Source organism: Verrucomicrobiales bacterium, from assembly GCA_016793885.1.
Taxonomy (GTDB): domain Bacteria; phylum Verrucomicrobiota; class Verrucomicrobiia; order Limisphaerales; family UBA11320; genus UBA11320.
Genome location: JAEUHE010000160.1, coordinates 15,219 through 39,418, shown reverse-complemented (window position 1 = coordinate 39,418; position 24,200 = coordinate 15,219). Strand labels below are relative to the sequence as shown.

At 59.7% G+C, this 24,200-nt stretch carries 6 protein-coding genes; 3 read left to right on the top strand and 3 right to left on the bottom strand.

The window, feature by feature from the left end; genetic code table 11:
- The first annotated feature begins 441 nt into the window (after positions 1–441).
- The 3 genes from JNN07_18580 to JNN07_18570 all read left to right on the top strand — a co-directional run bounded on the left by JNN07_18580 (position 442) and on the right by JNN07_18570 (position 9,704).
- Entirely contained in the window at positions 442–4,212 is a 3,771-nt protein-coding gene (locus JNN07_18580; GenBank protein ID MBL9169752.1) for a DUF1553 domain-containing protein, read from the top strand.
- The gene (locus JNN07_18575) at positions 4,202–5,668 is read left to right on the top strand and encodes a DUF1501 domain-containing protein (GenBank protein MBL9169751.1); all 1,467 of its coding nucleotides are present in this window, start codon (positions 4,202–4,204) and stop codon (positions 5,666–5,668) included. Before JNN07_18580 ends, JNN07_18575 begins: the two co-directional genes overlap by 11 nt.
- Before the next feature lie 502 nt (positions 5,669–6,170).
- Positions 6,171–9,704 carry a hypothetical protein gene (locus tag JNN07_18570; GenBank protein MBL9169750.1) on the top strand — a complete coding sequence of 1,178 codons (3,534 nt, stop codon included), beginning with the start codon at positions 6,171–6,173 and terminating at the stop codon, positions 9,702–9,704.
- 50 nt (positions 9,705–9,754) lie between these two features.
- On the opposite strand, the gene JNN07_18565 is transcribed toward JNN07_18570, so the two are convergent.
- The 3 genes from JNN07_18565 to JNN07_18555 form a co-directional block, all read right to left on the bottom strand.
- On the bottom strand, positions 9,755–11,761 hold the full coding sequence (locus tag JNN07_18565; protein MBL9169749.1) for a hypothetical protein: 2,007 nt from the start codon (positions 11,759–11,761) through the stop codon (positions 9,755–9,757).
- Positions 11,762–11,852: 91 nt separating this feature from the next.
- Complete coding sequence (locus JNN07_18560; GenBank protein MBL9169748.1) at positions 11,853–13,340, bottom strand: hypothetical protein; 1,488 nt, start codon at positions 13,338–13,340, stop codon at positions 11,853–11,855.
- On the bottom strand, positions 13,340–24,196 hold the full coding sequence (locus tag JNN07_18555) for a hypothetical protein (GenBank protein ID MBL9169747.1): 10,857 nt from the start codon (positions 24,194–24,196) through the stop codon (positions 13,340–13,342). Before JNN07_18555 ends, JNN07_18560 begins: the two co-directional genes overlap by 1 nt.
- Positions 24,197–24,200: the final 4 nt, after the last annotated feature.

Here is a 24,200-nt window from a genome sequence, read left to right as displayed (position 1 = left end):
AGCGCAACCCGCGATGGGGTTGTGAGAAAACAACGACTAACCCAGGGTAGGCGCTCCTGCGTCGCGCCAACCCTGGGCTTTGAGCCGGAATCCCTTTGGGATTCTAACATTTGGTCGAAGAACTTGTGGGTAATGCTTAGGGCACGACACCGCTGTTCCTTCGCGCCACCTTGCCCTCTCCATCGCACGGGCTCAGCCAAGGCGCACCTCCAGACACTCCGTCGCGTGCAGGAAAAGCGGAGACCTGTCTCCGCGGTCCATAAAAGCGCACGTACTTCCCCCCCTTCCCGGGGATCTTGATCTGAATACCCTCCGATCGTGAACCGTCTGTAGCTCACGCGCTTGCCTCGAGATCCGGCAGCCTGTATACGAGACCTAACTGATCATCACCCGTCCAAATGCTTTACTCCTCCAACCGACAGTCTTAGCCGTCCCAAACGAGTGATCATCTCCTACCAAACAACGGCCTGGGCGACGCTAGGGCTACTCTGTTTCGGACTCCTGACAGCATTCCCGTCCGAGTGGCAAACCACGCGCAAGAGCCGCGAGGAGTGGTGGAGCTTTAAACCTCTCAAGAAGCCCGCGCTCCCCGCCGTCAAAAACGCGGCGCGAACAGAGCATCCGGTCGATCGATTTCTAGCGGCTAAGATGGAGGATCGTGATTTAGCACCGGCGCCGATCGCCAGCCGTGAATCGCTCTTGCGCCGAGCCACCTTCGCACTCACCGGCCTGCCACCGACTCCCGAAGAGATCGACGCGTTCCAACGGGACACATCGCCCCATGCCTACGAGAGGCGGATAGACGCCTTGCTCGCCTCTCCTCGCTTTGGCGAGCGCTGGGCTCGGCACTGGATGGATCTGGTTCGTTACTGCGAGTCGCACGGCAGCCAGGGGGATCCGGAGCTGCCAATGGCCTGGCGTTATCGGGACTACCTGATTCGTGCGTTCAACGAGGACGTTGCCTATGATCAATTCGTAAAGGAGCAGATCGCGGGTGATCTTCTACCCTCCCCCCGCCTCAATCTGGCGGAAGGTTTGAATGAGTCTAAGCTCGGAACGGCACATTTGCGCATGGTCGAACTGGGCTATGTGCCGGTCGATGCCCTGGATGATCAGGTCAAGGTGGTGGACAATCAGATTGATGTCTTCTCCAAAGCGTTCCTCGGACTCACCGTCTCCTGTGCGCGCTGCCACGACCACAAGTTCGACCCGATCAGCCAACAGGATTTTTATGCCCTCTACGGCGTGTTCGCCAGCAGTCGTCCAGGACAGGTCGTGGTAGATACTCCAGCCTCGCTGAAAACGAACCGCACCGAGCTGACGATCTTGAAGCGTGAGATTCGCAGCGGTCTAGCCGACGCGTGGAGGTCGGCCGCGGCAGACGTGGGCAAGGAACTCCGGCAACAAGCGGCACTCAAAAGAGACGAAGATCGCCTGGAGCAGGGAGTCCGCCAGACGCTCCAGGCCCTTGCTCAGGTCGAATCTCGGGCCCGCGCAGAACTGGCCGGCCATCGGAAGAGCGAACTGGCCGCACCACTCCCAACCCCAGTTGCACGGTGGGATTTTGAGGGGCATTTGCGTGACACCCTCGGCACGATGCATGGAAGGCCCGAAGGAGGCGCACGGGTTCGCAACGGCCGACTCATCCTCAATGGGACGAACGCCTGGGTGGTGACAGAACCGCTACCGCTCACGCTGAAGGAAAAGACCTTGGAAGTGTGGCTCACCCTGTCTGACCTGAACCAACAGGGAGGTGGCGCCTTAACCGTGCAGACACCCGATAGTGAGACCTTTGACTCCATCGTGTTCGGTGAGCGAAAAACTGGACATTGGATCGCCGGAAGTGATTTTTTCCGTCGCACACGCGATCTCGGCGGCCCCGGCGAAACCTCAAATCCAGACGAACTGATCCATCTCGCGGCGGTGTACGGTGCCGACAACTCCATCACTCTCTATCGCAATGGAAGTCCTTATGGTGCGAGCTACCAACAGGGCGAATTGCAGACGTTCACTGCCAACGAGGCTCGGGTTTTGCTCGGCAAACGACATCTGGCCAAAGGTGTAACCTCCCTCGCCGGGGAGATCGAGGAAGCCCGCCTTTATGCGCGCGCGCTCAGCCCAGCTGAACTCTCTGCTTCCTTCCGAGCCGGGGTTACGGCCATCGACGCGGCGACGTTGGCAAGGGCTCTCACCCCCACCGAGCGGGAAACCTGGGACCGATTGAACCGGAAACTAAAGGAGCTTCAGGCCGCTCAGACCAAGATCAACGATACTTCCAGAACAGCGGAAGCGTGGACAACGGCGTTGGCGGACGCCGCTAAAAACACGTCCAACCCGCTTCATCCGTGGGTGAAATTGTCGCAGCTGAGGGATACCGCGTTCCGCGACGGTTGGAACCAGCTGGCGATCGACTGGAAGCGCGAACTGGCCAACCGTCGCGAATTCAATCGGACTAATTTCACCCACGGCTGGGACCTGCGAGGTGAGGAAGCTGGCCGTTGGTTCATGGCGGGACAGGATGCAGCCACCGCGGTATCTACCGGGGAGTTTTCTATGGAGGTCAAGGGAGACCGGGTATTGCGCGGACTTTATCCAGCCGGTGTGTTCACCCACACTCTCACCCGCAAGCAGCACGGGGTATTCACTTCACCACGATTTCAAGTAACTAAGGACAACCTGAGCATCCGGGGGCTGGGTGAGCGCAGCAGAGTGCGTCTGGTGGTCGAGAACTATCCGATTGGCGGCGGGGGTATTTATCCAGCGTCTGGCTTGGGGTCGGACGAAATGAAGTGGATCCGATTGGACACTGCCTACCGCAAAGGGGCTCATGCTTATCTCGAGTTCGTCACAGCCGACGATTCTCCAATCTCGGACTCCGCCGACAGCGGACGCGCTTTTTTCGGAGCCGCAGAGGTGATGTTCCACGACATTGACCAGCCACCCCAAGAACTCCTGATACCTGCCGCTTTCCTTCTCTCACAAAGGATGCCGACATCCGCGGAGGACCTCGCGGATCTCTATAGCCAGGCTCTGGATCAGGCGGTTTCAGAATGGCAGGACGGCCACCTCACCGACGAAGCTCTGACGTTCCTGGACTACTTCGTCCGACGCGACTTGCTGCCGGCCACACGGGCGCGGCTCCCCCGGTTGGATGTCGCGGTGTCCTCGTACCGAGCTCTCGAGGAGGCAATTCCGGTTCCGCGCCGCGCGCCCGGCGTGCACGAAACCGAGGCGTTCGACCAGCCGTTGTTCGTCCGCGGCTCGCTCACTCAACCCAGCAAACCGGTACCCCGCCGTTTTCTGGAGATGTTCAACGACCGGGCGTTTCCCACAAAGTTGAGCGGAAGGTTGGAGTTGGCCGATGAGGTCGCGAACGCAAGCAATCCGCTGACGGCCCGGGTGATGGTCAATCGGCTGTGGCATCATCTCTTCGGCCGAGGCCTCGTCGGAACCGTGGACAACTTCGGGCGCCTCGGCGAAAAACCAACCCATCCAGAGCTCTTAGATTACCTCGCCTGCTATTTCATCGAACACGGCTGGTCGGTAAAACAAACGATCCGCTTCCTGATGACATCACATGCGTTCCAACAATCGGCGATCCCATCGGCTAACGCCCAGCGCCTCGACCCTGGTAACGAACTCCTCTCCCATGCGCACGTCCGACGCCTGGAGGCGGAAGCTGTGCGTGACGCGGTGCTCGCCGTCTCCGGCCAGCTTGATCTCAAAATGTATGGGCCCGGTGTGAACGTGTATTTCGTGGGGAAGACCGAAGGAGGGGGCCCCAAGGGGCCTCTGGATGGAGACCGGCGGCGCAGTCTGTACCAAAGGATCCGTCGCAACGCGTCGAACCCATTCCTGGAAGCATTCGATGCCCCCAAGCCCATGAGCACCCGGGGAAAGCGCGACGCCACCAACGTCCCCGCTCAGTCGCTCACACTCCTGAACGATCCGTTCATCATCGATCAGGCTTCCAAGTGGGCAAAGGCATTGGTAACCGACGGCCAACACCGCGACGAGCGCGTGCGTCGCATGTTCTTGAAAGCCTTTGGTCGTTGCGCCACAGCGGAGGATGTCGAGGCGGCGCGAGGCTACCTCGAGGAGCTGGCGACGGAACACAAGATCATATCTGCTGAACTCGAAAAGAACGAGGGCGTCTGGAAGGACTTCGCCCAGTCTCTTTTCTGCCTGAAGGAATTCATCTATGTGGATTAGACCTGAAGCCGACCGCGTTCACCGGGCACAGATCTCCCGGCGAGACATGCTGGCAAAGTGTTCCACGGGATTCGGCCTGGTCGCCTTGTCAGGCTTTTTCGGAGCGAACAAGACCTTCGCGGCAGCCAACACACCGCTCATCCCAACGCCATTCGCCCCTCGTCCGCCGCATTTCAATCCCAAGGTGAAGAGCGTGATCTTCTGCTTCATGTCAGGAGGGGTATCGCATGTGGACACCTTCGATCCTAAACCGCGACTGAAGCGCGATCACGGCAAACCGATGCCGGTGCCTGTCCGCCCGACGATGTTCAACCAGAACGGCAACATCATGGCCAGCCCCTGGGAGTTCCAGAACCATGGCCGCTCCGGACTGCCCATCAGCGAACTCTTCCCGCACATCGCCACCTGTGCCGACGACCTCGCGGTGATTCGTTCAATGACGAGCATCGCCAATGAGCACGCTCAGGGAAATTACTTCCTACATACCGGATTCTCCTTGGCTGGCTTTCCAAGTGCAGGCGCTTGGACCAGCTACGGCTTGGGAAGCGAGAATCAAAACCTGCCAGCCTTTGTCGTATTGGCCAGCGGCGGTTCCCCGCTCGGTGGCATCAACAACTACGGTAATGGATTTCTGCCAGCCCTACACCAAGCGTCGTTCATCGACCCAACCCAGGAGGAACCGCTGGCCAACATCACTCCTCGCGAGGCCGACAGCATTCAACGCAAGCGCCTCAACTTCATCAGCCGTCAGGATCGGCGTCACCTCACTCGCCTGCATGGAAATGAACAGGTCGAATCAGCCATCCAGAACTACGAGATCGCTTACCGGATGCAATCAAAGGTCCCGGACCTCGTCGACCTGCGAGGCGAGAGCGAAGCGACCAAGCAGCTCTACGGAATGGACTCCCCGGTGCGGGAGAAAGCGGAATACGGTCGCCAATGCTTGCTCGCTCGGCGCCTGGTGGAGCGGGGCGTCCGGTTTGTCGAACTCACCTGCCTGCCACGCCCTGCCGATCCAGGCCAGATCGGCAACCCGTGGGACCAGCACGGTGTACTGAAGGCGGGTCATTCCGAGATGGCCTTCCAAGTCGATCAGCCGATCGCTGGATTAATCAAGGATCTGAAGGCGCGTGGTCTTTTTGAGGAGACCCTCATCGTCTGGGCGGGCGAATTCGGCCGAACGCCCTTCGCTCAATCGACCGACGGCCGCGACCACAATCCGTTCGGTTTCAGCGTCTGGTTGGCGGGCGGAGGCGTCAGGGGCGGCACCGCTCACGGAGCCACGGACGACCTGGGCTACTACGCCGTCGAGGAAGTCTGTACCGTGTATGATCTTTGGGCGACCGTGCAGCACTTGCTGGGCCTAAATCACGAGCAGCTCACCTACCGCTTCGGGGGGCGCGATTACCGACTGACCGATGTCCACGGCCAGGTGATACGCCCCATCTTGGCCTGATCCGTTGCTCAGCGGCCCTCCGGCCCTCCTCCGGTAGGAGACGCTCGTCTCGCCGTAGTTCAACCTAAAGTAAGTGAGTTTCACCTCCGATCCCTTCAGGATTCGTAATCCGTGGGATCAGCGAAATCCGTGGTTCACCAGTCGCTCTCCCTCTCTGCGCTCTTCCCGTCTCTGCGGTGTAAGTCCGCTCGGGCTTGGTTTCGGGTTGAGGAGGCCGCTCGTTGTTAATTACTTACGACGTTTGTAGCGGTATCGTTCGTTGGCAGTCCTCGGCGAGACGGACTCCCCCCTCCAACCCCAGCAAATTGTTTGCTGCAAACTCGCTCCAAAGTCCAATCAGGTGGTGGAAAGCAATATTATGAGCGTCAATCCATCGCCTACACACCGATGGCCGGTTCTCCGGCCTCATCAAACCGCACCCTCATCAACTCCAACGCCAGCGCGTGAAGTCGCCCGCCGTCTAGGGGACCAGGACAAGGCGTTATCCCGCTGGAGTCTGTTGTTGATTAAAGCTTTAGGAGCCATCACTCTCATCGCAACCGCGCGACTCAACGTCGCTCAAGCGCAGGTGTCCGACACCACCCCCCCCACCATCCAGGCGATCCCGACCACCCAGCCCAACTCGAATGGCTGGTATCGTGCGAATGTGCGTGTGCGGTTTCCCTCCGCTGATCCCGGCGGAAGCGGCATCGCCGCATTTCCACCAGACCAAGTCCTCACCACCGAAGGAGCAGGCCAGGTGGCCACCGCAACCGTGAGAGACCGGGCGGGCAATGCCGCGTCCGCCAGCCTCTCCGTCAACATCGACAAGACCCTTCCCACCCTCACCGCCATCCGCGTCCCCGAAGCACGAGCGAATGGCTGGGTGAGCGAGCCGGTCACAGTCACGTTTGCAGCGTCCGATGCGATCTCTGGGATTCTTCCTGGAAGTCTGACTGCCCCGATCACCTACACGACGGATCGCAACAACACGACCGCCACCGGACGCGCCACCGATCTAGCTGGCAATGTCGGCTCGGTGCAGCTCGCCGGCATCAAGATCGATACCACCAAGCCCAGAATCACCGTGTCCGTGTTGCCCGCTCAGACGGGTAGCGGATGGCGAAACGCACCCGTCACTGCCCACTTCACGTGCACCGACGCGGGCTCTGGCATCGCCAACTGTCCGGAGGATCAGTTCTTCTGGAGCGAAGGCCGAGATCAGATCGCAACCGGCACGGCCATCGACAACGTCGGCCTGTCCTCTACCGTCACCGCAAAATTTCATATCGATCTCACCCCACCAACCCTTACCACTACGTTGAGCCGGCCCCCAGATGTCAGCGGCTGGTACACGGCTCCCGTGACAGCCCTATTCCGGTGCTCCGATGCGCTCTCGGGAGTCTACTCCTGCCCGCCCCCCATAATCCTCTCCGTCGAAGGTGCCCAGCAGCCCATCAACGTGACCGCCCTGGATCGCGCGCGCAATGCCACGACACCCACCCAAACCTTCAACCTGGATCTGACGCCACCGCAGCTGTCCATCTCCTCACCGGCAGGCAGCATCGAGGTGGAGTCTGATTCGTTCATCATCTCCGGAGCGGCTACGGATGTGGCCTCCGGGATCGCCACAGTGACCATCAACGACCAGGAGGTCGGCCTCGAGATCAACGGAACCTTCTCCGCACCCGTAAGCCTCATCGAAGGTGTCAACTCGTTTACCATCTCAGCCACCGATCTCGTCGGCCGGTCTTCCACGCAGATCGTCGAGCTGACCCGCATCGTCCCTCCCCCCACGCAAGTCAACCTGCTCGCCGATCCTCGATTCGAGTCGGGGGTTTCGGGATTCTTTGCACAGGATTCCTCCAGCCTCGTGATGCAATCGGCCATCGCCCCGCTGGAGGGCGCGAGCAGCCTAAGCGTATCGATCAATGGCTACGGCAACAATGTCTGGTGGATCTACGACTTCAACGGCGGGCTCGCCAGTCACTTCCAGGTCCAAGCCCACGCTCGTTCGGATGTTCACAGCTCGTCCGACCTGCAGTTCTGTGCGATGGTCTACTTTGCTGATGGCTCCACGGAAATCCATTGTTCCGCCGTCACGGGAGCCATCGGAGATAAAGGTGTGGTCAGCGCCGAAGTGGCGATCGACCCGGCTAAACGATTGCAATCGGTCAATCTTCGCCTCTACCAGGAAGGCGGCGATCCAGTGTCCTTCACTCTCGACGAGGCCGCAGCTTATCTCGAGATCGTGGAACTTCCCCCCACCGGTGGTGGTGGCGGCGGTGGCGGTGGCGGTGGTGGTGGCGGTGGTGGCGGTGGTGGCGGTGGTGGTGGCGGTGGTGGTGGTGGTGGTGGCGGTGGTGGTGGTTCCATCGGCTGTCCGATTCCAGAACCCGGCAGCTCAGGCTATCCTGGCTTCGCCTACAACTTGCCCACGGTGCGACCGTTCATCTCCCTGACTGCCTACACCCAAGCCGATCAGAACTCGACGGCTTTCGCACGATTCCGCGATGCGGCGAATCAAGCCGTCGCGGGGAATCCTCCCTACGCCTACTCAGCCGTTTCGTCGGTAATGATGTATCGGATTACCGGCAACCCGGTCTACATCGATGACGCCATCGCCCGTGTTGAGTCCTTTGTGAGTGAAGCCGAGGAAGACATCGCCGCAGGCGGAACCCCCGCCATCGCGGGCGATTCCTACTTGGAGATTGGCTGGTACCTGGAACAATTGGCGCTGGCCTACGATTCTGGATTCGATCGGCTGACGATCTCGCAGCAGGAACGCTGGGCAACATTCGCCAATCAGTCCCTCTACAATCTCTGGCATCCATCGGAGGCAACCTGGGGCAACGTGGCTCACCCGTGGACAGGATGGTCGATCTGTGACCCGGGCAACAACTACCACTTCCACTTCCTGCGCGCGACCATGCTCTGGTCCCTGGCAACCCAGAGCAGCCCCCAGCTCACCTTCCTTCAGGCGGAAAAATACCCATGGCTCATCGACTACTACGCGGCCCTGCCAGGTGGAGGGTCTCGAGAAGGAACGGGCTACGGAACGGCCCAGAAGGATCTCTTCGAAAATTATCTCCTCTGGAAGGACTCGACGGGCGAGGACTTATCGTCACTCACCAGCCACACCCGCGAGACGATCGATTACTGGGTTCATGCCACGGTTCCTACCCTGGACCGTTTCGCCCCGATCGGGGATCAATCCCGCTCATCCATGCCCGACCTGTTTGACTACCACGAAAACCTGGTCCATACGGCAGTGGCACTCAACCCGGGCACACCTGAGGCCCAGCGCGGCACGTGGTGGCTGAACCAGAACTCGGTCAATGGCGTGAGCCAGGCCTTCAACCTCTTGGGAGATTTGCTGCCCTTGACCGACGTTCCATCCGTGCCGACGGAACGAGTCTACCATGCCGCCGGCGCTGGGGTTCTGTTCGCCCGCTCTGGTTGGACCACGGACGCATCCTGGCTATCGTTCGTAGCCGGCAAATACGACCAATCCCACGCGCACCAGGATCAGGGTTCATTCACCTTCTTCAAGGGGGACTGGCTGGCTGTCACGCCCAACATCTGGTCGCACAGCGGCATCAATCAAGAAACCTGGTTTCACAACACAGTGCGCTTTGAGCGGCCTGATGGTACGGCGATTCAGCAGAACCCGGACGACAGTGCGCAATCTTCGATGACCTACACGACGAGCGGAAGCCAGGTCTCGGTATCCGCTGATTTGTCGAATGCCTTCACCGCGAACACGGGCTCAGTCCAGGAATGGATCCGAAACCTGGAGTATGTCGGCGACACCCTGCGCATCCAGGACGCCTGGACGGTGGCGGCCGGCGTGCGGGCCGTCGTCCAGCTCCAAGTGCCGGTGCTCCCGGTGTTGCAGCCAGATGGGACGTTGATGGCGGGCAGTTTGCTCATCGTCCCGCTTCAGGAAGGGAACGTCACAATCAGTGCGCTGCCGGCTGAGTTCAGCCAGGGGTATCGCATTGATTTTACTCCAGCCGCAGGCAGCACCTTCGCGATGGAGCTCCGCGCACAATAGCACGACGAGGACAACCTCCGAACAGGCGGTCCTGGAAAGGGCCGCCTGTTCTATCGGATCCGATAGAAGCGTGCGATGGGCCGCACCGCATCCAAACGTTTGAGCGATCCAGCCGCGTCCGCAATACCGCTTGCCCATCCTGTCCAAGCCACCAGGTCTGAACTCGCCTCGATCGCATAGGCAGTCCCAGCAACACCCACCACTTCGACCTGAACCTGAGTCTCACTGAGGCTCTGAATGAGCAAGCGTACGGTTGCGGTCTGGCCCGTCACCCGCGTCACCGAATCGCCGCCCACCTGCACCTCGATCCCGTCTATAAATCCATAGCCGGCAAATCGACCGGTGATTTCCCCAGCTCCCGAAGGAGGCAGCAGCTGATAGCTCAAAGTCCGCAGGTCGCCGTCAAAAAAGGGCCCCCACTTCACTCGTCCGGTCGCCGAATCGAAAGTTCCCTGATCGCTCACCGCCGACACTGTCCAACCCGATGGAGGTGTCTCCTCAACCGCATACACCTCAACGCCAGCGGCGGGGATGACTTGGAGGCGAACCGGGAAGGCCGAGGCGGAAGAAACCACTTCCGGAACCGATCGCGCGATCTCCCCCACTCTCAGCCGGGTCTCGGTCACACCCGCCGTCGTTACGGGTGTCTCGTCAAATTGGCCGCTCCCCGTGAATGGGACCACGGGAGGAGAACCGCGGGGAGGGGTCAAGATGGCCACCAAGTCGCGCGAATTGCCATCATTGAAGGGGCCCCACTTGATTTTCCCGTTCAACAAGTCCCATCCACCGCCATGACTCACGCTCATCACCTTCCATCCCACCGGCACCCACTCTTCCACCGCATAGGCATGAATGCCCGGAGCCGGTTCCGCCCGATTCGTCACTGAAAACGTCACTCCCGCTTGGAATCGCTCCGCCATCAAACGCGTCAGCCCACTGGGATAAGGGAGGGAAAGCTGATCTCCCCCGATCAAAACATCCTGGGTGTTGAACCGTGCCAGGCCTTCAAATTGGCCCGTATCAGACTGGGGCGTCACTCGATATACCAACCGACGCGACAACCGATCGGCAAACGGACCCCATTTCACTCGCCCCCGCGTGACATCGAATACCCCCCCGTCGCTCACGGATGCCACCGTCCAGCCAGCCGGAATTCCATCCTCCACCGCATAACCCACCACCCATGTGGCCGGGCTGACAACATTGGTGACCCAAAACCCAACGCCGGAGGTATGCTGTCCCGGCAAGATCCGCTCCACCGTGCTGGGCTCGACGAACAGCGTCCGCTGCCCTTCGATAGCCTGCTCCCGATCATCGAACCAGGCGCTGCCGCTCAACACATGGCTGGCCAGATCGTCCGATGGAGATCGTACCGAGCATGTCAGTCGGCGCGTTTGGGCATCAAAAAAGGGACCCCACTTCAACTTGCCAGTGGCCGGATCGGCGGCTCCGCCTCCAGAGATCGCCTGAACCGTCCACCCGGCAGGGAGCAGATCCTCGATAGCGTGAACTCGAACACTCGGATCAGGGGTGACGTCCCACACCAGTTGAATCAGCTGGCCGGGCGGATAGAACTCCGGCAGGGAGCACACGACGGCGCCGGAACGAAGGCGCGCTGTGGTCCGTCCCAGGGTTTCAACCACGGCGCCGTCGAAGACCCCCACGCCCGACCATCCCGCTTCCGACGGATAGTTTCCCTCGGGACGCGCGGCATAACGCAGTTGCCGAGGCTGACTGTCGAAGAAGGGGCCCCACTTGACCTTGCCGCTCACCGGATCGCGAAATCCTCCGTCGGAAATCTCCTCGATCGCCCAGCCTGGAGGCGGAACATCCTCGACGGCATAGACGCGAACCTCAGGGGCGGGCACGGTTTCCAGCGTCACAGAGACCGGGGTCGAGCGACGATAAAACTCCGGCAGCGATCGCTCAAGCTGGCTCGCCGAACCAAGCAAGGCGGTCATCAAACCGGCACAAAAGCAGGCGAGACGAACCCCCTGGAACCGGTTGGGGATCGATCCCCTGCCGGCCTTTAAGTGGCTGGTCGGGTTGGCAGTCATGTCATCATGGGCGACTGGTGAGGCGAGTGGGGACGGCCGTGTTCGAACTCAGGAGCAGGCTCGGCTCACCCACTTCAGCAACCAGGGCGTATCAAAGTTCAGGAACCGCACGGAAGTAGCCGGTGTTACCCTCAATCGCTTCCGTCCAAACCGCCTCGCCGGCCGACGCCGAATCCATGAGAACGGTCTTCCACAACACCCACTGATTCAGATCCGAGGATCGCTCCACTCGGTAGGCGACTCCCGGGACGCCTCGCACAGCCACTCGAACCTGACCCGCGCCGGTGGACGAAAGAGCCAGCCGAGCGGCCGGATCCGACCCCGTCATCACCCGCGATCCGGCGATATCCACATCCGAACCATCGAAGGATGCCACCCCAGCCAAACGGACCGCGGCCACCAGTTCGGAAGTGGGGACGAGCTGATACGTCAACTCGCGTGCCGAGCCATCGAAGAAAGGCCCCCACTTGATCTTGCGGTTGACCCGATCCAAGCGACCTCCCGCACTGATGTTGCGAACCAGCCATCCTTCGGGAATGCGATCCTCGACTGCGTAGACCTTCACGCTTTCAATGGGTTGCACCTGGGTCTTCACGACGAACGGCACACCATTCGAGTAACGCGCCGGAGCCTCGGTTCGAGCCCAACTATCGACGGGACCAACCCCGGAGTCACCCGCCAGCGCAGGAACTGCTGCGGGTGGAGAAGCGAGATTGACCCACCAGTTCGGAGCGTTAGTGGCAGGATCATTATCAAAACCATAACGCTCCCCGCCCTTCCACAAGGCGCCAGCCCGAGTGACGTAGGCGATCGGGATATTGGTCGGCTCGATGCTCCAGGCAGCCCCCAGCTGCCAAGCCAAGGCGTAGTCGGTGACCTCCTTGATCGTCAGCGTATCATCCATCGGCGCAAGATCCGCCGGATGCCGTCCATCGGCCCGCAGCGGATTGGTGCCCTGCTGTGCCTCGCGCCGGTTCGGGCGGCCGTCCCCATCAGGATCGGCATTAGGACTACCACCGGTCGCGCTTCCGAAATACTGCTGCTCGTAGCGGTCGCTCATTCCATCCCCATCCGTATCCACATCGCCGAAATCAAAACGGATGAACTGGCCGCGATTGGTAATGCTCAGGGTGGTCGTGTCCCTAGGGCCAGAGGCATCGCGAAGGGTCAGCAGCACAGTGGAACCAAGCGGGACTGTATTCTGTTGAAGCACCGGCGCGGAGGACTCGGTGGTGATGCGCAGAACGTAGCGATCACCCGCCCGCGGGCTGGCACCCATTCGATACGAGGCCAGCACAGGGCCATCGGGCGTGGCCCGCAGGTCGACCACCACCGTGGTATCGGTCGCCTTCACGAACCGGCCATCCAGGGCAATGGCCCCATAGACGACGGCGTCGGGTTCAGGCAGTCCGGCGTAGGTCGGCGCCGACCCGAGCGTCAGCGCCAAGGCCAGTCCGAAGATCCAACGGGAAACGAGATCGATGGAAAAGCCACCGCTGGTGGGAGCCGAACTGCGACGATCACGTTCGGCCGAGATCTCCTGGTGAGGAATCATGGTATCCACGGGTTGAGTATTCATCACAGTCCAGAGTAGCTGTAGGTTTGGAAGTAGATCTTGATATCCGAGACGGAGTCGATGAAGGCATCCAGGCCCGCGTCAGGATCATTCAACAAGGTGCCCCCTGGAATGATGAGCATCCAGTCGGTGTTCCAGGCGCTGCGTCCGATCAGGCGGGTGTCGTTCGTCAGATCCTGTTCGGCGTAGATCCCGGCATCATGTCGCGCCGGCAAGGAGCCGTACCGTCGGATTTGAGTGAAGTTGCCACCCAGGGAATCGGCCGTGGGAATCCAATCCGGGTTCTTCAGATCGGTCGCACCGATCGGGAACGGGGGCGGAATGAGTTGGTCCACCAACCGGAACTCACGCGTGAGCAGGTCGCTTCCGGTCGGCACTCGAAGAACGTCCAGCCCCACCGGCACCAGATAAACCCGTGGGGTTTGCGACACGCGGGTTCCGTCGCTGCCACTCAACCAAACGCCAGCCCGGGCGATCTTGGTGGAGTACTGCGACGGATCATACGCGGAGTCGCCTCCCGACAACGGCCAGCCGAAGTAGTTCAAACCGAACTCAATCTTGGTGGGAAAGCGCAGCACGATGGCGGGTTGCGGGCCGGCGCTCTCCGGTGCAAACGGCCGACAAAAACGCCTGAACTCAGGCAGAGCCCACAGGTCAGGAATGCGGGCTTGGGTTAGAGCCCGCTGCCAATTGCGGTTTGCGCTCGAATTAGAGGCATCGCCGGAAATCCGGAGCAGCTCCTCACGAACCGAGAAGCGGGTGTCGGCAATCTGGGGCTGAACCACCCCGAGTTGCGTCTTAAGCACGCCCCAGTTTGCCTCCAGGCGCGCCAGGGAATCAGCCAAGCCGGGCTGACCCACCGCCGGGTTGCCGTCGACCATCTGGCCGAGGGATCGCTGACGGACAATATCCGTCAGGAACCGACCAGCAGACCGATTGTCCTGTGCTCCAAAGTTTACTTCGAAGTCGTAAGCGTTCGCTGCCAGGTAGACATACTTTGCGGCAAGATCGAATGAAGCGCGGTATTTTTGAATGGCATCGTTGCGGAAGATGCGGAAGGTCATGTCCTCGTAGCGCGCTCGACTGGTAGAAGCAGCTGCGCGAGTGCGGAACACCTTGCGTTCCTCGATGAGGCGTGCGCCCTCAGCCAGTTTGGCTTTATACCTGCCGTAGTTTTGGCGAACCACCTCGGCCTCCTGGTAACAGCGGATGCGCAGGTTGTACTCGTCACGCATCATGTGCTCGATCTCTTTGATCTTTTGAAGCACCTCAAAGTCCTGAGTCTTCACATCAATCGCCAGGTCGGTCGACAATCCAATGACCTCCTTCGAGAGATCGAGAGCGTTCTGGGCAACCCCCAGATTGTCTGCGACCGTTTCCATGCCGAGTATCGAGCCACTGGTGGCAATGGAAATCGCCCCACGTGCCAACGAGGAGACATCAAAGGCGAGACCGATCACCTTCGGGAGCGCCTCCTTCAACCCATCATTGACGTCGCGGACCGTTGAGCTGACCCGACGGAGGTTCGTTTCCACGGCGTTCATGACCCCGATTGAGACGTTGATAGCCGAGACCAAACCCAGCTGAGTGGCCTTGGCGGTGATCACACTTGAGTTCAATCGTTTCTGAGCCTCCAGCAGGGCGACCGCTGCTTGAATATCGGAGACTAGACTGCCATAACTCTGCAGCGCATCGAGCAGACTGGCGTTCGCTTGCACGCAATCGGACAGTGCCAACTGGAGTTCACCGGGAGCGCGCCGTGAGCCCCAGGTGGTCGGAGCTCTGAAACCGTAATCGTCGGTCGAGAGCGGATAGATTACGGACAGCACGTCAGTCTCCAGAATATTGGGATCATCCACCTTCGAGTCACCACCAAACGTGTAGTTGTATTTTCCAGGCTCCGTTTGGATGGGTGTGAAAAAGGCGTTGAATCCGGATCCTTTCGGAGAGCTCGCCGTATCGATTGCCGTGTTGTCCACATACATGTAGTGGAAGTAGTCAGGACCATCGTACCCGTTCGGATAGGTTTTGCCCGGCCCAATGTCCCCCACGTAGGGATACCCGAAGATTTCGATCAGCCGATTCTTATAGTCGTTCTCCTGATCGATGAGGTTGTTGCTGAACTCATTCTGACTGTCCTGGTTTTGGCGCAGCAGCTCGGTCGCACGATTGGCTTGATCCCAAACGTTCACAGCGTTCTTCATAGCCGCGATGGCGCGCTCGAGAATCTGATCGAACTGAGTCAGGCCCTGCACTGCTCGACGCCCGATCTGAGCCGTAGACCCGACCTCCAGAAAGGTTGGATCGATATCGAAAGGCACCGCGCCTTTGGCCAAGCCGAGGGGATTCAGCCCCTCGTCCGCTTGATCCAGGATCCCTTGAATGTCGGCCGCTTGCGCGGGAATCTCGGACAATTCGGCAACCGTGGTTCGGTCGATCTTCTCAATGCCTGTATGGGCGGGGTTAGTATCGACGGCGGGCAAAATGGCGTTCGCTGTCAGCCAATCGAAGTAGGCGCCTTGCGCCGCACGCCCCGCCCACTCGCTGACACCCCAGGCTCGGTCGGCGTCAGTGTCCTTGTAACCCTGCCATTGGCCAGCTGGGTCATCGACATAGAAACGACGGTAAGTGAGGTTTACAATATCCCGTCCCGCCTTGGCGCGCGCCGAAGCGGCTTGGGCGAACTTTCGCTCATCGAGGAAATCAACCAGCACGCCTTGGCCTCCAACCGTCACGGCCTCGGCCCGTGGGACCCAGGTGAAGAAGGGGTGTTGCAGCAAGGAGTAATAGGTGGTGATGGCGGTTAGATAGTGCCCCCAGGAATCGCCGTGTCCTTGTGGGTATTGAACTTTGGCATCCCGCTCGTCAACGAAGCCATCCTTGTTCTGATCGAAGATGTTGTACGTCTGCTGGTAAGCCACCTCGCCCTCACCCAAGGTGAAGTTCCAGAGCAAACGATTATACACCGGTCGTGACTGAACACCGCTGCCGGAAGTATCGCGGCCCCGGAGCAAGGACAGTTCTTCGTCGATCGAAGAATCGAGCTGATTTTGGAATGCAAAAATGGAAGAAGCTAGGCTTCCATACTCCCCACTGGCCGTGCCGAACCCGATCGTGGGATCCAGCGCGTCGGCATACGCTTCATTGCCGAGGAGCATGTAAAGATCACTGATGCGGCTGGAGGCGAGGAGGAGAGCATTGTTCGCCGGATTGTAGTTCACCGGTCTAGCGGCATTGATGCTCTTCTTGCCGGCCACATCCAACACCGTGCTGTAGATCTCGATCAATCCGACCCCATCAAGCTTGGCAGCATCGGGATTCAGCGCGATCGGCCCCTCGTAGCGAGGCCCAGCCTGAACAATCATCGACGAATACGTGTTAACCGACGCGGTGTGGAAATCTTTTGACCGTTGATCAAACGGATTCAGACTGCGAATCACCCGTTTGACCCATCCCTCGCCCAACGCCGGGATCGGAAAGGTCTTTCCAGCTGGATCGCCCACCCAGTCGCTCCAGGTGTTCGTGTCGTTGATGCCAACCTGATACCCGCGATACCGTCCGATCCAGTAATTGTCGGTGATCGCGAAGATTCCCGACTCTCCCGATTCCCCCAAGGTGATGTCGTTCACACCCTGGCCGGAGCTGTAAAGAATCCAGCCGTTCAGGTTCGCGATGGCTCCGTTGGGTCCGACCTGAGGCAGCATCGCCGGGTTCGAAGGGTCGTAATTCTCATCCGAGGGGTGATAGTACCATTCGAAACCGATCGGATCGGGATCCGCCCCGAAATCGTTACTATGCCGCAACGTGAGTCTCTCATCGAACGCATTGTCCGGCAGGAACACCTTCAAGTCTCCCAGGAAGGGACCGTCCTCGATGCGGATGATGTGCAAGCTGACCGGCAGCGAACCAAGAGCCGGATCATTGTTCTCCACCAGGGTTAGATACCGCGGTGGGATGCCCGCGCGTGCTTGGGAGACAACACGGGTGAGCCCTCCGAGCAAAGTTCCATCCTGGGCCGCGGCGCCGGCGTCTGTAATGCTTGTCCCAGAGGCTTCGTCGAAGCGGAAGTATCGAACCAAGCCATCTTCATTGCCGGTCAAGCGCTTCACTCGATCCCGGTTCAGCGCAAAGAGGGATTTGGCGACATTCCAAACACGAAGTTCATCAATTTGTCCCTGGAAATAGGTTCTCAAAAGTCCGCTGTAACCCAATCGAACCAAGCCAGATCCAGTGTAGGACGGTGCGTTGGTTTCGACCATGTCCAGAACGCCATCACGATAGATGCGGCGTTCCGCGGAAGTATTGTCAAAAACACACGCGAAATGGTGCCAGTTGGTGTCGGTGATCTGAGTCGTCGATTCCAAATCGCGCCCACCGAAACTGAACGCCAGGCGCTCATTGGCCTGAAACCCAATCCGGAGTGCGGCGCCGGGTTGCACCGACTCGCCTTGACTGAGAATGGTGGAGGCGCGGTTGAATTGAGTGCGCTTGGCCCAAAACTCGATGGTGAATGGTCGCGCGGTTAGGTCGATCGCACTTCCCAAGTCTGCTTGGTCATCGACACCGTCAAAACTGAGCGCATTTCCTGGCCGAGGAACGCCAGCGGGAAGCCCACCCAGCCCTGCGGTAAGGGCTTTAAGCTGTCCGCCGAGCGGTTCGACCACCACGTTGGTGCCTACCACACGGAAGGCTCGGAGCGAAGCGACCTCGTTAGTGTCGAATGTCGTTCCGTTCAGGGTGTTCGTCGTCGTCCTCAAACTCCCGGCGTCGGTGACAACTGCTTGATAGGTGTAGGAATACTGATTGATCAACCCAAGCCGTAGGGCGGAATCAGGAATGCCATCTGGCTTTCCGTCGGTCCTACCATCCAGATCCACGCGATTCGGATTTCGAGTGAGCCGGAAAAGATCCTGCACCGAGGCCACCCACTTCGAATCCCCGGGAGCCAACGCCTTCAGTCGATCCAGCTCACGCGATGACAGAACATTCGGCAGCAGAATGGGCTCCGCAGCCGGGAAGCTATCCGCGTCGTAGATGCCCGAGAACGTGAGGGCGTTCAGATCGGGATCATACTTAAAGCGAGTCTGCAAGGTTTGCGGCAAGTCCAAGAAGAAAGTCTTGCCGTTTCGATTGGCCTGCTTGATGGACGATGGAATGGTTTGACCAGGCGCAAGTTTAACCACGCGGGGAGTGATCGGGTCGTAGAGGCGCGCTAGAGAATTGATGGGGGCAGTCGCATTGTCCGCCAGCGGATCCCAAGTCGGGTTGAGATCATCGTAGATCGGCTGAACCTTCGCCATGTCACCCACCGCCGGGAGGTCGTTCTTGGCACGAACGAGCGTCTCACCGATGCGGAGCACCTTCGCTGACGGCCAGGAGACCGTGTAGGTCACATCAATCGGGGTTCCCTGTGTGCCCGCGCCGTCGTTCGGAGCAGTGAGTTCCTTCCCCAGTCGGCGATCCAACCAAGCCACCGCGTCCCCTGCCGCCGCATCCGCACCCGCAGGTTGATTGATGTCGTAATAGAAGTCGGGCTGGAGGGGATAGAACCAGCGGATGACAATGTTCGTCTCGCCACCTTCAACACCCGCCGCTCGGGCGTAAATTCGATTTTTGTAATCGCGCCACCATGGGCCGGAAACACCCACCGACTTGGCGGAGAGAGGCTGGAGCAGGGACAACGGATAAGGAGGCTGGATCTCCGTTCCGGCAGTTGCCGTGTATCGGAAGGTGTTATTTTCGTCTTCCGCCAGCACCTTGTAAACCTTCATCTTCCACCGGCCTGTTTCGGGACTGCGATACTTGAGCAACGCATACGGCAAGGAAATTACGGGGCTCAGTCGCTCGTTCAGATCATTTCGCAATGCGAACAACGCCAGACCCGAACCTTTATTCGAAGGGACAATCAGGGCGTGTTCCTCGTTGGGGTTCAGCCCCGGCAGCCGAGGATCATCCTGAACATAAACACGTGGGCTCGCATAGGTGTCAGGCGGCAGCGGCCCCGAGCCTTTTTCACTGGCAATCACGATTTGAGACACCACCTGATCAGAAGGCCAGTCGAGGCGATAGCGTGCGGGACGCGACGCCCAAGCGACGCCGATCGAATTCATGCGATACCACACCACCACGAGATCGTCGGAAGTCGCTCCGGTGTCCCGGTTCACCGGGATAATGTCGCCCGAGCGCGTGTTGCGATCGTAGGCGCGATCTGGTCCGGATCCGTCGTAGGGAGCCAATTCCTGCAGCACATAACCGGTCCGGCCTGCGTAATCCTGATGTCCCGGATCAGATTCCACGGGGAGATCTGCCAGGACATCGCCTACCACTGCGCTGCGCTCGTCCAAAAATGTAGGGTTGTTCCAAAGAATCGTCCGCACCACTTCGTAATGTGGACTCTGAGTCGAGGGCGAGGGCTGTCCCCCGGAGGTTTTCAAATAATGAAGCACGGTGAACCCGTCCGTGTCCGCATTAAAGGTCTTGGAGGTTGGGTCCACGCGCGGAGTGGAACCGGGAGCGGTAAACTCGATTCCCTGAAAGGTATACTCCGGAGTCGGCACGGCAGGGTCCAGTATCACCGGGCTACCCGCAACGTGATAGGTGGGGACCTTTGGCCAGACGGTGATGCCGACGGTTACAATCCGATCGGTGTTGGCAGTGAGGTTGGTTCCTGATCCCACCAAATCTTCGAAGGATTTGAACCACTTGAGCCGAGCCGTCACCGGTCGAATCGCGTAGAGCCGCTTCTCGGCTAGGTTCCAGGAGAACGCGTTGTTTTGGTTGTCGTCGCTCGCGCCGTCCAGAATCTCAATCTCCGGACGACGAGTGACGGCTCCTTCCGGCGCAGCAATCGGACGCCCGATCACCCAAGCCGGCAAGGCCAAGAACCCGTGATCGCGACCTTCGAGGTTTCCCACGCCCACAATCGTCCCGTTACGGCTGATAAAGCGGGCTTCGCGAAGCTTATGTTTGCCGGCGTCGTATTTGAAGGTCCGAGCATCGTAGATCAGGTCGTTTAAGTCATAATTCTGGGCGGCTGTCCTCAGCCAGGCCACCGAGACGCCCGCGCCGTCGCTGCCTCCTTTGGTCGCAGTGCCGACGATCTGTCCAAAGGAGTTGATGGCGAACGGTTCGGCATTCGAGCCGCCGGTCAACGTTCCAAGAGGGGTAAACGACCCGTTTTGATAAAGGAACCCACGGCGTCGGCTAGTTGCCGGGTCCGCGGTGGTCGCGGCGGAGACGATGATCAGTCCACTGTCGTTGATGCCATTCGCCCGACTGCTAAAATGTTGACTCGGAACGCCAATGGCCGAGGCCGTCGCGGAAGTGGCGGGCCACAAGGTAGCCGTTTCATTACCGCCGGTGGAGTAACTGACACCGACCGCGGCTCCCGAGAGATTGAGACTGTAGGCTTCCGAATGAGGGAACCCGCCGAGCGGACTGAGCGAGGCTGGTGCACTGCCGGTCAGAATCCTGAAGCCACGTCGATTCGCCCCGGCGCGCAGATGTCCTGCTATGTCGCCAAGGTCGGTCAATGCCATTGCCACACTGTCATCACCGAGGGGGTTGAGTACGGTTCGAAGGCTACCCAGCGTTTCATCCTTCCAGAGGGTCGCCTCACGAGAGGAGCCAGCTGAGGTGATGGTGTATCCCACCACCTGATTGAGGGCGTTGATCCCGATCGCTTCACTTCGTGACCCATTCCCGCCCAAGGTTCCCAGGTCTTCGAACCCAGTGGTGTCGTTCAATCCGCGGAGCAGAATTCCACGACGGTCCGAGTTCTGCGTTTGCGCATACCCTACCACCCATCCCGCATCGTTGACGCCACTGGCAGCGGTGACGTTTCGGGACTGCAATTCCCCGAGATCCACCAGTGCATAGGCCGGTCTTGGATCTACGCGCAGCTTAAAGCTCCGCGGAATGCTGGACTTCGGATCCGGGCCTGGATCGTCGGCGGTTACCGTGACGGTGACCGTTCCGACCTGGCCTTCCGCCGGGATCAGGGTGAGCGTACGATTGATGCCGCTGCCACCCAATATCACGTGCGCCGGGTCAGGCGGGATGATCGAAGTGTTCGGAGGGTCCAGCGTGACAGTGAGTTTCAGCACCGATTCCGAATGGTCCTCATCCGTCACGATCACAGAGATGGGTCCCGTACTCGTGTTCTCCAAGACGGTCAGATCCGGTATGGGAACGATCACGGGAGCATCGTTGACCTCCTGTACCACCAGATTGACGGTGACCACTGGCGAAGCGCCGCCTTGAGAATCCACCAGCCGATAACTAAAGCTATCAGGCCCATTGTAGCTGTTCGTCGGGGTATACTGAACTGGGTTTCGCGCAGGATTGGCCCAATCGCCGCTCGAAAAGTTCAGGCTTCCGTGGGCAGGAGGTGTGACAATGACATTCGTCATGACTCCACCCACCTCGTTCCGGAACAACTCCACGTCGTAGCCAGGAAGATAAATCGGGGTGATCGTGTCCTCGTTCACCACGCGCAATCCGAATCCTGCCACCGGTTCCGGAAGTCCGAAGGCAGCCGTGCCCACGGTGGCCACTCTCCCTCCGGGGGCTCGGTCGCGAATCGTCGCTCCGGGCGCGTCATCCATAGGAAGATACATCACCAAGCCGGGCTCGCTGCCGGTGAGCTTGGCGTTCATGCCGGCCTGCACTTGCTCCGGTGTTCGGGCGACACTCCAGATGCGGAAGTCGTCCATTCCACCTGCCATGCGCCCCACTTCCATCGATTGTGCCGAGCGAATATAGGGAATCATCCCGTCTTTTTGCGCCACCACGACCCCATTGCGCAGAATTCTCATGTAATTGCCCGACTGCGATGCAACAAACGCCCAATGCTCCCACTTTCCGATCAGAGAATCAGGAGGAGTGTAGGTTAGGCGGCCCTGAAACGGAGGAATCGCCAGAACGTTTCCAAAGTCCCAGTAGACGGTGCCGTCCTGATACGGGACGTGGGCTTGAAACCGATTGGGCACCACGTCGGGAGACATGATGAAACTGGAAAACGCGCCAACCCGGTCGGCACGTTGCCAAAATTCGACCGTTACCTCTGTGGTCGGGGCGATCACCCCAATTCCCTGCTCCCGGACCGCTGATGCCCCACCATCGAAGACGAGACCCGTGTCATCCCGGCGTTGAACATACAGCGCGCCACCTTGCCGGATTCCATTCAGCCGAGCCGGCGTGGAGTCCACCACCACCGAGTTCAGGCCGATAAAGTTCTGCCCCTCGTCAAACTGCCAGTAGGCAACGAGCCCCGCGGTGTTCGCAGGAATCGGCCCATTTAAATTGGATCGGATTTGAGCTTCGCTGCGGGCGGTTGACCAGATTCTGACCTCGTCGAGCTGCCCTGCAAAGTACCGCTGGGTGGCGGGGCTGAAAGCGAGAACGATGGGACCGACGCCAGCATAGTCCCCTGCGGGAGTGTCCGATGCGACGAGAGCGCCGTCGCGGTAAATGTACCGACGCGGGATCGACCGATCATAGACGCAAGCCCAATGATGCCAATTCGAGTCGGTATAGCCCAAGGGCGTGTCGAGATTGTCGGCCCAAAAATCAAACGCGAATCGGTTGTTCGATCGAAACCCGATGTGCAACTGCTGGTCCTGCAGGGTCGGCGATTGCCCGTGTGTCAGCAGCCACCGCTCTTGATTGACCCCGGCATCCTTCGCCCAAAACTCCATCGTGAAGGATCCAGCCCGCAGATCCACGGAGGTGGAATTCATCACCATTCCGGAGACACCATCGAAGGACATCGCCCACGGATTGCCCGCCACCGGGGCATCGTTCGCTGCGGCCACCGTGACCGCCAGATTCACCGTTGTGGAAGCCCCCGCGGGATCGGTCACTCTCAACTGCACCGTGCTGACACCCGAATTGTGCGGAGTTGAGGTCAAACGCAAAACCCGCGAGTCACCCGCCCCGCTGACTCCGATATTCGCCAAGGGTAGCAAGGACGCATTCGAAGAAGAGACGACCTGAAATGACACTTGAGAGGCAGCATGGTCCACGTCTGCAATTGAGATCGCAACATCCCGAGGCCCATCTTCGGTCAGGGTCAGATTGTTGCCTCCGCTAACCACCAGCGTTGGTGGATCATTGATACCCAAGACCGCCAACTGGAAGACGAACTGGGTCGTTTGGCCGGCATGAGTTGCCGAGACCGTGACCTGACCCAATCCCGATTGGTTGGGTGCTGGATTGACGATCAGTGAGCGCTGGTTACCGTTACCTTGAACCCGCAAGAATGAGGCTACATTCGGCAACAACCCTTCCTGTGAAGAGGATGCGGTGACCAAAATGGAATTACCCGAGGTGTCCTCAAGATCCGAGACGGTGAAGGGAAGGACGATGCCGTTGTCTTCGTTGAGGACCACCGGCGAACTGAGCCCGGCTATCTGGGGCGGATCCTCCACCTGACTGACGTTGACCGTAACGGAAGCTCGGCTATGCACAGCGGCGCCATCGTTGGCATCGATCGAAATGACTGCCTTCCCAACACCATTGGCTACCGGGCGAATAGCGATGGTGAACGTCGCGCGACTAGAGGGAAATTGATAAAATTCACCTGTCTTGGTAACTGCGAAATTCGTGTTCGGCACCAAGGCCTGGTTGTCCGAACTTACATTGACACGGGTGTAGACTCCCCAGGCCGCAACCTTCAAGGTGACTGTCGCGATAGTGTCTTCGTTGATGGTCACCTCCCCGCTGCTCAAATCGTAGATCTGGGCGGAAACCGAGCCGGTAAGAGGGCCGATGACCAAGGAAGCGAGCGCGGCGAAAAGGAGCGCTGCTCGTCGAGTGAAACCGGAGCGAGGCCGGACAGAATTGGCAAGGTGGCTCATGAGA